General features: G+C 68.8%; 13 protein-coding genes. 5 read left to right on the forward strand and 8 right to left on the reverse strand.

The annotated features are described in order from the left end of the window. Positions 1 to 42: 42 nt before the first annotated feature. Positions 43 to 615: a GNAT family N-acetyltransferase gene (locus BWI15_RS28255; protein WP_077017599.1), complete on the reverse strand. Its 573-nt coding sequence runs from the start codon at positions 613 to 615 to the stop codon at positions 43 to 45. A 158-nt stretch (positions 616 to 773) separates the two neighbouring features. Then, a complete protein-coding gene (locus BWI15_RS28260; RefSeq protein WP_143465912.1) occupies positions 774 to 2621 on the reverse strand; it encodes a galactose oxidase early set domain-containing protein in 1848 nt (615 codons plus the stop codon). Positions 2622 to 2782: 161 nt separating this feature from the next. Between BWI15_RS28260 and BWI15_RS28265 the strand changes: the two genes are divergently transcribed. Beyond that, the gene (locus BWI15_RS28265) at positions 2783 to 3157 is read left to right on the forward strand and encodes a hypothetical protein (protein WP_077017601.1); all 375 of its coding nucleotides are present in this window, start codon (positions 2783 to 2785) and stop codon (positions 3155 to 3157) included. A 48-nt stretch (positions 3158 to 3205) separates the two neighbouring features. Here BWI15_RS28265 and BWI15_RS28270 read toward each other — a convergent pair whose 3' ends face one another. The 6 genes from BWI15_RS28270 to BWI15_RS28290 form a co-directional block, all read right to left on the reverse strand. Then, a complete protein-coding gene (locus BWI15_RS28270) occupies positions 3206 to 4075 on the reverse strand; it encodes an ester cyclase (RefSeq protein WP_077017602.1) in 870 nt (289 codons plus the stop codon). A gap of 16 nt (positions 4076 to 4091) precedes the next feature. Continuing rightward, complete coding sequence (locus tag BWI15_RS28275; protein WP_077017603.1) at positions 4092 to 4934, reverse strand: hypothetical protein; 843 nt, start codon at positions 4932 to 4934, stop codon at positions 4092 to 4094. Next, positions 4931 to 5425 (reverse strand): SigE family RNA polymerase sigma factor, encoded by a 495-nt coding sequence (locus tag BWI15_RS28280; RefSeq protein WP_077017604.1) that lies wholly within the window; start codon positions 5423 to 5425, stop codon positions 4931 to 4933. The genes BWI15_RS28275 and BWI15_RS28280 overlap by 4 nt, the downstream gene beginning before the upstream one ends. A 243-nt stretch (positions 5426 to 5668) precedes the next feature. Continuing rightward, positions 5669 to 5839 carry a hypothetical protein gene (locus tag BWI15_RS39540; RefSeq protein ID WP_168197385.1) on the reverse strand — a complete coding sequence of 57 codons (171 nt, stop codon included), beginning with the start codon at positions 5837 to 5839 and terminating at the stop codon, positions 5669 to 5671. Positions 5840 to 5892: 53 nt separating this feature from the next. Continuing rightward, entirely contained in the window at positions 5893 to 6573 is a 681-nt protein-coding gene (locus tag BWI15_RS28285) for an alpha/beta hydrolase (protein ID WP_077017605.1), read from the reverse strand. An 18-nt stretch (positions 6574 to 6591) separates the two neighbouring features. Beyond that, positions 6592 to 7260: an HAD family hydrolase gene (locus BWI15_RS28290; RefSeq protein ID WP_077017606.1), complete on the reverse strand. Its 669-nt coding sequence runs from the start codon at positions 7258 to 7260 to the stop codon at positions 6592 to 6594. A 224-nt stretch (positions 7261 to 7484) separates the two neighbouring features. Here BWI15_RS28290 and abc-f point away from each other — a divergent pair, with 224 nt between their 5' ends. The 4 genes from abc-f to BWI15_RS28310 all read left to right on the forward strand — a co-directional run bounded on the left by abc-f (position 7485) and on the right by BWI15_RS28310 (position 11822). Next, positions 7485 to 9107, forward strand: a complete 1623-nt coding sequence (gene abc-f / locus BWI15_RS28295; protein WP_077017607.1) for a ribosomal protection-like ABC-F family protein — start codon at positions 7485 to 7487, stop codon at positions 9105 to 9107. Between the two features lie 71 nt (positions 9108 to 9178). Next, a complete protein-coding gene (locus BWI15_RS28300) occupies positions 9179 to 10021 on the forward strand; it encodes a hypothetical protein (protein WP_193432201.1) in 843 nt (280 codons plus the stop codon). A 14-nt stretch (positions 10022 to 10035) separates the two neighbouring features. Further along, a complete protein-coding gene (locus BWI15_RS28305) occupies positions 10036 to 10977 on the forward strand; it encodes an ABC transporter ATP-binding protein (protein WP_202817756.1) in 942 nt (313 codons plus the stop codon). Further along, positions 10974 to 11822, forward strand: a complete 849-nt coding sequence (locus tag BWI15_RS28310; protein WP_077017608.1) for an ABC transporter permease — start codon at positions 10974 to 10976, stop codon at positions 11820 to 11822. The genes BWI15_RS28305 and BWI15_RS28310 overlap by 4 nt, the downstream gene beginning before the upstream one ends. The last annotated feature ends 56 nt before the right edge of the window (positions 11823 to 11878 follow it).

The raw sequence follows: 11878 nt of genomic DNA on the forward strand, positions 1-11878 counted from the left end.
GGCCGCCGGCGGCCGGGTGGCGAGCAAAGAGACAGCGAGGACTCAGACGGCGGGAACCGGCTCGGGCGACGGCTGCCATTCACGCCTGATCAGCCCGTAGACCCACGAGTCGGAGACCTCGCCGTTCACGACGCAGTCTTCCCGCAACGTTCCTTCACGCACGAACCCGAGTTTCTCCAGCACGCGGGCGGATGCCCCGTTGCGTGTGTCGGCCTCAGCCTGAACGCGATTCAGGTCCAGGGTGTCGAAGGCCCACCCCAGCACGGCGCGCGCGGCCTCGGTCGCGTAGCCGTGGCCCCACGCCGCTTCGTTGAAGCAGTAGCCCAGCGATGCGCTGCGGTAGTCCGGATTCCACTGGGTCAGGCCGCACCAGCCGATGAACGCTCCGTCGGAAAGGCGATCGATGGCCAGCCTCGCCCCGGTACCTTCGGCTGCCATCTGCCGGCACACCGCGACGAACCGCTCGGCGCGAGCGCGGTCGCTCCACGGCGGTGAATCCCAGTAGCGCAGCACATACGCGTTGCTGTGCATCGCGAAGAGGTCGTTCGCATCCGCTCCATCGAACGGACGCAGCCGAAGGCGAGGGGTCAGGAGCGTGGGGGTAGGCAGCGTCATCTTCCGTCCCGTGGTTGGTTGCCTCTCAACAAACCATCTCGTCCAACCAGCCGCAACGACTTTTTGCACCTCCATCGGCGACGTGCTTGGTCAACAATCTCGGAGCGTGACCGACAGCGTGCGTGGGACGGCGCTCCGAGGATAGTTGCTGACAGCAATCAGCAGCAACAACACGGTACGCCGGCCGACGGCGAGCCCGCCGACGCGAGCGGGGTGTTCTCGACGATCCGGACCATGAGGGACTTCGACGGAATGTTGCGCCAGTCCCGAAGCGTGAGCAAATACATGCCGGGCGGGAGGATGCCGCGGTTGGGTTCGATGGTGAGGTGTTTGCGGTTCCAATTTGTTGTTGCCACCACCGGGATCTCGACCGAGCGCTGATTGGGGTCCGAGGAGTGGGTGACGGAGGTGAGGCGTTGCAGCATGGCGCCTGTGACCGAGGCCGGGCCGGTGAAGTCCACGCCGTAGGTGACGCCGAGCTTCATCGTCGCGGGGAGATTCGTGATGGTCGGGCGGCTGACGCCGGCCTGGAGGTACCAGGGCTTGTAGATCTCGAAGCGGGTCTCGACCAGGTCTCCGGGTGGTGCGGTGGTGCCCATGGTGAGGACCGAGCCGTCCTTCAGGAGCACGCACGAGTTGTGGTACATGCGGGGCACGGTGGGGCTGGCGAGCTGTTCCCAGGCGGTGGCGCCGGCCGGGAGACGGGCTGCTTGCAGGCGTGGTTTCGTGTTGTGGTCGGCGCCACCGGCAACGAACGCGGAGCGGTCGGGCAGGATCGTCGCGCAGCTGTGCATGGCGGCGAAGCCCAGGTACGGACCGGTGGTGAACTTGTGGCTTGCCGCGTTCATGTCGACGGTGGCGGTGGTTCCGGTGGTGCCGGCTCCGCAGCCGCCGCCGATGATCATCACCTTCTGCGCCTGGGCGGGGTGGAGAAGCAGGGTGCTGGCCTGGTCCCGGCAGTCCGGGTAGATCAGGCCGGGGATCGGGTAGTACGCGTTGGTCGCCCAGTTCCAGCATCCCGGTACGGCGCCCGCGCGGCCGCCCATGTTCGCGCCGAAGTAGCACAGGGTGCCGTTCTTGCGGAGCACCATTCCGGCGTACAGGGGGAAGATCCGGCTGCCGGGTAACTTGCTCCAGGCGCCGGTGGCGGCGTTGTAGAGCTCGTTGGTCGCGGTGACTTTGCCGTTGGCGTCCAGGCCGCTGACGACGACCGGGTTGCCGACGGCGCTGACCGGTCCGTTCGGGTACCAGCGGGCGACGCTCATCAGGCCGGTGGACGTGAACGTCCCGGTGGCTTCGTCGAATGCGTAGGAATCGCGAATCCCCGTGTAGTACAGGCCACCGCCGGCGTAGCGGCCGGTGCCGCCGAAGAACAGCACCCGGCCGTCAGGCAGGTGGGAGTGACCTGAACAGAACAGGTCGATCCCGACCGGCATGGGGATCTCCCGGGGACATGTCCCCGGGGTGGTGGGATCCCACAGCCAGGTCTTGAAAACCTTCTGCTCGAAGAACGTCCTGCTGTTGCCCGATCCGGCGGTCATCAGGACCTTGCCGGACTTCGTCATGCTGGCGTGGATCGGATTGACCTTGTAGTTGTTCACGGTGCAGTCGGCGACCACCGACCACGACCCAGCGGTGGCGGCCGCGGCGGCCTGCCGGGTGGCGCGCACCGGTTCTTTCTCGGCGGCGGTGTGGACGTGCTCGGGCGAGTAGGCGCCGTTCGGGTCCGTCAGCATGCGGCTGATGCACGCGCCGAGCTCGGCGGCCGGGGTCGTGTTGCAGGTGACCCCTCGCGTGGCCGGCGCTGGAGCCGGCGGTACGACGGCCGCTTCGACGGCGGAGCTGGTGGTCGCGGCGCTCAGCATCGAGACGAACAGGGCCAGGGCTGAGACGGAGGCCGCGGCTCGTTTGTGGTGGCGCGCCGGCCGGTGGCGTCCCCCGACGAGCTTGTTGACCGAGGCAACGGCTTTGGTCTGCGGGCAGGCAGGAGCCAATCGTTTGTTCATATGGAGCCCCCCATAACGCTGTCGCCGAAAAGTCGGCTATCCAGCTCGATGCGGGCGAACCACCAGAAGTTGCGATGTCGTGGGAGCGGGTTCTGCCCCTAGGGCCGGTGAGGCGTTCCGAGGTGGAGGATGTGGTCCGCCAAGTCGGCGTACGTCCAGCCGTGCGCGAGCTGGCGCTCGATCCCCGTCGGTACACCGACCTGCACGCGGACCTGCTGGACAGCCGGCGCACCACGGATGCGCTCCGCAGCCACTGGTACGTCCTGCCGCTGGCCGCTCTCCTCCACGCCACCGCCCGCGGTACGACGGGCATCGTGGACCTCCACGTCGACTCGACCCAGCAACTGATCGAGCTGACCTCTCAGCGGCCGGTGATCGTCCACAGCCCTACCCCGGCCGATGCCACGCTCACTCTCCCGGCCACGATCGCCGAAGCGATCCTCACCGCCCAGACCACGCTTTCCGAAGCGCTTGCCGCAGGCAACGCAACTCTCGCTGGCTCGGGCGTGCTCGTGGAGGCCCTGGGCTCCCGGTGAGCCGGTGGTCACCGATCAGCCGCCTGGTGGCATCCCGGGCAGGTTCGTTCAGGGAACGACAGTGATCTGCCGCGCGATCTCCAGGACTCGGTCCAGGGACAGCGGGGCGTCGGGCATGTCTGCGTGTTCCGGACGGTACGCGACACTGGTAACAGAGACGCCGTTGCCGTCGGGCTTGACCAGGGTGACGGCGTAGCAGTGGCCGACAGTGTCCGGAACGATGGAGCTGCGCAGGTACGCGGTCGAACCGTCCGGGAACTGCTCGATCCGGGTGCACGGGTCGCCGCTGCTTCCGGGAGTGCAGGGCAGTCGCCAAGCACCGGGAGAGCTGACCGCGATGTGCACCGTGATCTGACCGATGCCGGGGTACGTCCGGTCGGCGCCGGCTGTCACCCGGCGTCCTACCTGTCCGAGCGCGTACTCGAAGTCGAACAACCGGGCCCGGTCGTCGAGCTCCGGGATCAGCCGTACGACCTCTTGCAGCAAAGCTCTCGATCCCTCCGTCGAGCTGTCGACGCTCGAGGCCCCGGGGATGCCGACGCGCAAAGACCACATCGGCGACGTACCGGCCACCAGATCGACGATCCTGCCTGCGGCAAGGCGATAGAGGGCCACGCCCCGGCGGCGAACAGGCAGCCCGTTCGCCGGAACACCGGACAGCTCCGCTCGGTGAGTGCCCTGCACCGTCCACGCGACCGCGACCTTGTCTGCCTCCGCGACCAGCTCCACGATGCTGACCCGCAGATCGGGAATGCCGGCGATGGTCGACGCCCAGCTCTGCTGGATGCCTAGCGGCGGTACGACACCAGGGTCGGAGTAGTCCGCGGCGTAGAACTCGTCGACGCGATGCATCTCGCGCTGGTTGAACATCACCTCGTACGAGTCCCGCACGATCGCCTTGTTCTCGTGCACGGACACTTCGACCCCCTGCGCGCTAGGTGCTGATCTTGAGCTCCTCCGACGTCACGAGCTCGGCCAGCTGCTGGGTGGTGAACACCGGTTGCCTCAGCGGCGCTCGTCCCGGGTTGTCGCTCTTCTTGGCCTGCGCGAGATACACGACGGTGCCGTCGCCGTGCCGGTACGCCGCCAACTGGTCGTAGTCGCCGCGGCCCTTGGTGGTCACGACGCCGACCTTCTTGCCGTCGACGTCCACGATGCTGCAGCTACCGGCCCCACCCCAGAACTTCTGCGCCAGCTTGCACGGGTCCGTCGCCGGTTTCCCGTCGGGCGTGATCGACTGCGCCAGCAATTGGCCGACCCGGTCGTCCTTCTGCACCGGGATGATGGCCCTGTACTCCCAGTAGTCCTGCTCGCCGTCGCTCGATGCGTATTGGGTCTGCGGCCATCTCATCGCGCGACCGTCGGGGTACTTCAGGTCCGGCGTACTGAAGCCTGGCGGTACTGCCGAACTCAGGTCGTTCATCAGCGTCACGGACCGATCCGCGCGAGGACCCGCGGTCGCCGTACGGTCCGTCTGGCCCTCCGGCCACGGGTCACCGGACTTGCGCGTCGTCGTCGGCGCCACGCTGGAAACCGGCTGCGTCGTGCCGCTCGCGACCGCCGAGTCCGTCGACTGGTTGACGTAGTTCGTGATCAGTACAGGACCGACTCCGACGCCGGCCACCAGCGTCGCGACGCCGACTCCGGCCCACGCCACCCTGCGCCGCTTGCGGGTCCGGCGGGCCTGGTCGAGAGCACGCGCGGGATCCATCGACGGCGGTGGACTGCTGCGCACCATCACGTCGCGCAGTGCCTCGTTGAGGTCTTCTTCCTTCATCGAACACTCTCCTCTTCGAGCAGCCCCCGCAGCGTCGCCAGCCCGCGCGCGGCCTGGCTCTTCACGTTTCCGGTCGAGCAGTCGAGCAGCGCGGCCGTCTGCTCGACGGACTGGTCCTCCCAGTACCGCAGCACCAGTACGGCGCGTTGCCGCGGCGGCACTTTCACGAGCGCTTCGAGCAACACGAGCCGTTCGTCGGCGAAGTCGGCCGACGGCGCCACCCGATCGGCCGGCGGGGAGCCGACCGACTCGTGCCGGAACCACCCCCGGCGCCGCTCGGACAGGAACGTACGCACGAGGGTCTGCCGGGTGTAGTTGTCCATCGACTCGTGCCGCTGGATCCGGCGCCAGACCAGGTAGATCTTCGTGAACGTCTGCTGCACCAGGTCTTCCGCGCGATGCCAGTCTCCGCACAGCAGGTAGGCCGTGCCGCGCATCGCGTCGGAACGCGCCGCGAAGTAGGCCTCGAAGGCGGCGTCCCGGTCGCTCATCTGCTCTCCCCATCCCTGGTACCGGGTTAGACACGCCTGCGAGGGAGAAGTTGGTTGCATCGGCGTCGGAATTCGCGGCAAACGCCGGGACGCGACGGACCGAGGCCCGAGCCAAACATGGCTCGGCGACGCCCGATCAGCTGATGTCATCCGGGCAGGAAAGACGGGCTCAGGCCGGAGGACGATTCGCCAATCCGGACCGAAGGATCACGTACGACAGTGATCCGCGCGCAAGGAGGTCCGCTAGTGGGCTTCCCACACGAACGGGCACACAGAGCACCGGTGCTCGGGACCGTGGCCCGCGGGGCGGCGGCAGATGTGCTGGTCGTGGGCGCTGACGCCCTGCAGCGTCATCTCGGACGTCTGGCCGCACGTCTGCGTGCGCTGGGCGTGGGCGCCTGTTCCCTCGGTCACGGTGAAAATCCTACCGCTGGAAGGCGGGCGACACGCGGGGCGCCGGGTACCGCTCAGCCCCCGAACGCCCAGCCGACCATCAGCGGGAACTCCGCCTGCCAGAACGGGTCGCCGTGGTCTCCGACGCGCTCGGTCAACACGACGTCCGCACCGGCGTCGCGCAAAGCGTCCGCCCACCGGGTCGCGTTTTCGAGGAACCACGGCTCTTGAGTACCGCCGACCAGATAGGTCCGCGGAAGACGGCTCGGCAGCTCCTCCGGCGGGCGATAGCCGCCGCCCGGCGAGGCGGCGAAGATCGCGCCGTACACCTCCGGATGCCGAAGCCCCAGGGCCAACGCGAGTTCGGCGCCGGCCGATACGCCGTACACCGCCGTGCGTTCGGCGGGCAGCGCGACGCTGAAGCGCGAGCTCACCCAGCTGCGAACGTCGTTGACCACGAAGCTTTCATGGGCCGCGAACCGTTGCTCGTCGAACGACGGCGAGTACTCCCGGATGCGCGCCATCTCGTCCGGATCGTCCGTGCGGTGCGCGGCGACGATCATCGTGGGCGGTACGTCGGCCGCCTCGAGGTAGCCGCCCCACTGCGAGATCAGCTGGCCGTCGCCCGCGAACACGACAGCCTCGGGCGGCGCCGGTGGCACATAGACCGTGACCTGCCGGCCGCCGTCGTACTCGAACGTCTCGGTGACGAGCTCGCCCGCGATCGGATCAGTACCAGCAGGTCCGGAGTCCATGGGTCACACCTCGATCTCTCAGGCTGCTCCGAGCAGTGTGGGCAGTTCGGCGAACGACTTGATGGTCGGGCCCGTCCAGGTCGGGTCGCTGTCGGCGTGTTCGGTCGTGCGGATGACGTGCATGCCGAGCGACGCCGCTGCCGGCAGTTCCTCGTCGCAGCCGTCCGCGACATAGACGCACTCGGAGGGATCGACGCCGAGCGCTTCGCAGGCCGCCAGGTAGATCGCGGCTTCCGGCTTGGCGGCACCGACCTCGGCGGAGAAGGCAGTCGTCTCGAAGTACTGCGAAAGACCGCTGTTGGGCCAGTGCAGCTGCGTCTCGGAGGTGATGTTGCTGACCAATCCGGTGCGCCACCCCAGAGCCCGCAGCTCGGCGAGGGCGCTCAACGTCGAGGCGGGTGCGGCCGCGATGAGCCGGCGCGCAAGGGCACGGCGCAGCTCGGTCGCCTGGAGAATCTGCTCGTCGCTCGGCTGCCCTCCGCTCCGGCGCGCGATCTCCCGCAGGGTGCTGGGCAGATCCCCGAACGCACCGGTGAAACGCTCGTACGCCGTCGCCCCGAACGCACCCGCGAACACCTCTGGCTCCACGCCGAGAACCCGCGCCATCTCCTGGTGCACCACCTCGCGCTCGGCGTGACCACCAGGAACGAGAGTGCTGAACAGGTCCACGATCAACGCACGGCGCATACCCGAAAGCTACCGGGAAAATCAGCGGCGGGTGTCCCCGGCGGTCGATAGAGTGGACGCATGCACTATCTGTTCTTCGTCTGATTCTCCGGGGAGTCGCGGGTTGTCGGCGTTCTGGCCGCGCCCGGGCCGTGTCAGTGGTGCCTTCTTTCGCGCGCTGACGTGTGCTGCTGCGACTCCTGTCTCGGTGTTCATCTGTCATCGCGACCGAGAAGTGGAATCTGATGAAGAACACGTCTGGTTTTCAGGCTGTCCTGGTTGATGTGGTGCGGGCTCCGGGCGGACGGACCGTGCTGGACGGCGTCACTCAGTCCGTTGCGCTGGGCGAACGGATCGGAGTGATCGGCGAGAACGGGTCGGGCAAGTCGACCCTACTGAGGGTGCTCGCCGGGGTCGACGTTCCTGACGGCGGGCAGGTGCGCACGCACGTGCCCGGCGGGATCGGCTACCTGCCGCAGACTCCGGACCTGCCGCCCGGCGACACCGTCCAGGACGCCGTCGACGACGCTTTGGCGGAATTGCGTGCGCTCGAAGCGCAGATGCGCGCCGCGGAGGAGGAACTCACCGCGGAGCCGGCCGATCTGGACGAAGTACTCCAGCGGTACGGCGACCTGGTGGAAGCCTTCGAAGCGCGTGACGGCTACGCGGCCGACGCGCGGGTCGAGGCGGCGATGCACGGGCTCGGCCTGGCCGGCATCGGGCGTGACCGGTTGCTGGGATCGCTGTCCGGCGGCGAGCAGTGCCGGCTGGGTCTGGCCTGCATTCTCGCGGCGTCGCCGCAGTTGCTTCTGCTCGACGAGCCGACCAACCACCTCGACGCCGCCGCGCTCGAGTGGCTGGAGGAGCGGCTGCGGGCGCATCCCGGCAGCGTGGTTGTGGTTTCCCACGACCGCGTTTTCCTCGAACGGGTCACCACCGCCCTGTGGGAGGTGGAGGCCGAGCAGCACACCGTCGTACGGCACGGCAACGGCTACGCGGGATTCCTGCAGGCCAGGCAGGCGGCGCGGCTGCGCTGGGAGCAGGAGTACGAGGAGTGGCAGCAGGAGACGGCTCGGCAGAAGGACCTGGCCCGCAAGGCCGCGAACACCCTGGCCTCGGGACCGCGCCCGGACGCCGAGGCGGCCGGGCGTCATCAGCGCAGCGTGGAGAAGCAGATCTCCGCGCGCGTCCGCCAGGCCAAGGAGCGGCTCCGGCGATTGGAGGAGAACCCGGTGCCCCGCCCACCGGCGCCGATGCGGTTCACAGCGAAGCCCCAGGGCGGCGGCGCCAAGGGAACGCTTGCCGACCTCCACCAGGTCCGCGTCGACGGCCGTCTCGAGGTCCGCAGCCTGGAGATCAAGACCGGCGATCGCCTGCACATCGTCGGCCCGAACGGCGCCGGCAAGACCACGCTGCTGCGCGTCCTGGCCGGCGATCTCACCCCGGACCGAGGCGACGTACGACGTCCCGCCCGGATCGGCTGGCTCCCGCAGCAAACAGTTGTCACCAAGCCGGACGAACCGCTGCTGAAGGCCTACGCCCAAGGCCTCCCCGGTACGCCGGACGAACACCGCGGCGCGCTGCTCGGCCTCGGCCTGTTCCGCCCGCACGACCTGCACACCCCGGTCGGCAACCTGTCGACCGGTCAGCTCCGCCGCCTCGACCTCGCCCGGCTGCTGCGTCGTCCCGTCGACCTGATGCTGCTGGACGAACCCACCAACCACCTGTCCCCGGCATTGGTCGAAGACCTGGAAAACGCCCTGTCCACCTACCGGGGAGCCCTGGTCATCGTGTCCCACGACCGCATGCTCGCTCGCCGCTTCCAGGGCGAGACGCTCGAACTGCGGGACGGCCGACTCGTGGCCTGACCCCTGTTCGATCCAGCAACACCCGAGCGCTATCTATTGACTTTCGATCGATAGTGAGCGATCTTCAATGCATGACGACGCTTCCTCGCAGACTGACGACCCTTGTCACGCGGCCACTGGTCGCCGTACTGGCTGTCACGGTGGTGATCGCCGGCGCCGGTACGGCGGCCGCCAAGGACTGGCTGCCGATCTTCCAGACCCAGCAGGTGGCACCGGTGAGCCTGAGCGCGGCCGATCTGGTCGCCCTGCCCGACCTCCGGGCGTACGGCGACGTCGCCGTGACGGGCGCCAACGGCGTCCGCGAGGTGAAGGACGCGACTGCCGCCGGGGTGCAGTCGGGTCTGGACGTGCCGGAGGTCAGCAAGCTGCCGAGCGGGGTGACCGGCAACCCGTCGTACCAGGTGGGTGGGAAGGTGAGCGTGAGCTTCACCTTCTCGGCGGCCCGCGCCGCACAGGCGGCGGAGAAGGCCGGGGAGAAGTTGCCGGCACCGCCCGCGGGGCTGGACGGTCAGCCGATCCGGCTCGACGCGGGCCCAGGCGTCGCACAGGTGTGGAAGTCGGCGAGCGGTGCGCCGGGGCTGCTGGTCGGCCGCGCGATCGCGCCGACGGCACACTCCACGGGCATCGAGTTCGCGACGGCGCGCGACTACCTGCTGTCGTTGCCGGGCATCCCGGTGGAGGTTGCGACAAAGCTGCGGGCGTTCGGTGGGGACGGCTCGACGTTGCCGCTGCCGGTCCCCGCTGAGCAGGTGAACAGCTCGACGGCGAAGGTGAACGGGCATCAGGCAACGGTTCTGACTACTCGTGACCGGGCCGTCTCGGCGGTCGTGTGGGTGTCCGACGGAGTGGTCACCGCCGTGGCCGGTTCGCTGGACAAGGACGAGGTCGTGGACGTCGCCCGGAGCCTGCGCTGAACGCCATCGATGCCGTGAGCAACGAAACCCGTACGCCGGTCGAGCCGGCCGCGCAGCCGGTCGTCCGGTGTTCGGGGTTGCGCAAGCGGTACGGGAAGCGCACGGCGGTCGAGAACGTGTCGCTGGAGGTCTCCCGCGGCGAGATCGTCGGCCTGCTCGGCCCGAACGGTGCCGGCAAGACGACCGTGATCAAGATGATGCTCGGCCTGGTCACGCCGGACGCCGGGGAGGCACTCCTGCTCGGCCGGCCCGCCGGTGATCCCGCCGCCCGGGCGCGCGTCGGTTACCTGCCCGAGCTGTTCCGCTACCAGCCCTGGCTGAGTGCGGCCGAAGTCCTCTCCCTGCACGTCAAGCTCGCTCGCGCCGACGTCTCCGCGCAGGAGCGACAGGAGTGCCTCGAACTCGTGGGCCTGGGGCAACGAGTTCGCGATCGCGTCGGCGGCTTCTCCAAGGGCATGCAGCAACGCCTCGGCCTGGCCGTCGCGCTCGTCGCGCGGCCGGAGTTCGTGATCCTGGACGAACCGACCAGCGCTCTCGACCCGCTCGGCCGGGCCGACGTCCGCGACATCGTCCTGGAGCTGAAATCGCGGCAGGTCGCCGTACTGCTCAACTCGCATCTGATCGGCGAGGTCGAGCGGGTCTGTGACCGGGTGGTCATCCTTGACCGGGGCAACGTCGCCGCGGCCGGCTCACTGGCCGAGCTGCTCGGTCAGCGCGAGCTTCGTCTCCACCTGACCGGGGTGACTCCGGCGGCCACCGCGAGATTGGCCGAGACCACCGTGCTCGACCACACCGGCGACTGGATCACCGTCGCCCTGCCCGCCGACGACGACGCCATCGTTCCCGCGCTGATCAGCGATCTGGCCGGCCTGGGCGTCCAGATCCACGCCGTCGAACCGGGCCGCATCACCCTGGAAGAACGTCTCCTCGGAATCCTGCGCAAGGCGGACCAATGAGCACTGTCCTCACCATCACCGGCCTGACCCTGCGCGAGGCCTCGCGCCGCCGGGTGATGCTTGCCCTCGGCATCCTCACTGTTCTGCTGCTCGCGTTGTCCGCTTGGGGTTTCTCGCGCCTGGCGGCGGAGTCCGGCGGCACGATGACCTCCGGCGAGGCGCGTCTGACGGCGTCGATCCTGCTCAATCTGGTGATGTTCGGGTTCAGCCTGATCGCCGCGCTGGGCACCGCCTTCCTCACCGGTCCGACCTTGGCGGGCGAGACCGAGTCCGGGATCGCCTTGACCGTCCTGGCCCGACCGGTACGCCGATCCGCCTTCCTGCTGGGCAAATGGCTCGGACTGGTCACCTTCGGCGGCGGGTTCGTCGTACTGGCGGGGCTGGCGCAGTGTCTGGTCGTCTGGCTCACGGTCGGCTACTGGCCACCCAACCCCGCCGGCGCGCTCGCCTTGCTGGCCGCGCAGACCACCGTGCTGCTGACGCTGGCCGTGCTGCTCTCGACAGCGATCTCCCCCATGGCGTCGGGAGTCGTTGCCGTAGGCCTCTTCGGTACGACGTGGGTGGCCGGCGTGGTCGGTGGCCTCGGCGCGTCTCTCGGCAACGAAGCGATCGCCCGGATCGGCACGCTGTCGCGCATCTTCCTGCCCACCGACGGCCTGTGGCGCGGCGCGATGCACGCCTTCCAGGACCCGTCGGCGCTGATGCAGTTCGGCGACGGCGACGGCGAGGCCTTCCCGTTCCTGGGCGCCGCTCCGCTGACGCCCGCCTACCTAGTCTGGGTCGCTGTCTGGGTCGCGATGCTGTGGTCGCTGGCCGCGTTGTCGTTCAGCCGCAAGGACCTCTGACGGGTTGATGGACTTCGCGGTGGGGCGTCCGGTACGGTCGTTCGTACGTGGCCGGG

Origin of the sequence: Kribbella sp. ALI-6-A (genome assembly GCF_001984195.1) — a bacterium.
Classification (GTDB): Bacteria; Actinomycetota; Actinomycetes; order Propionibacteriales; family Kribbellaceae; genus Kribbella.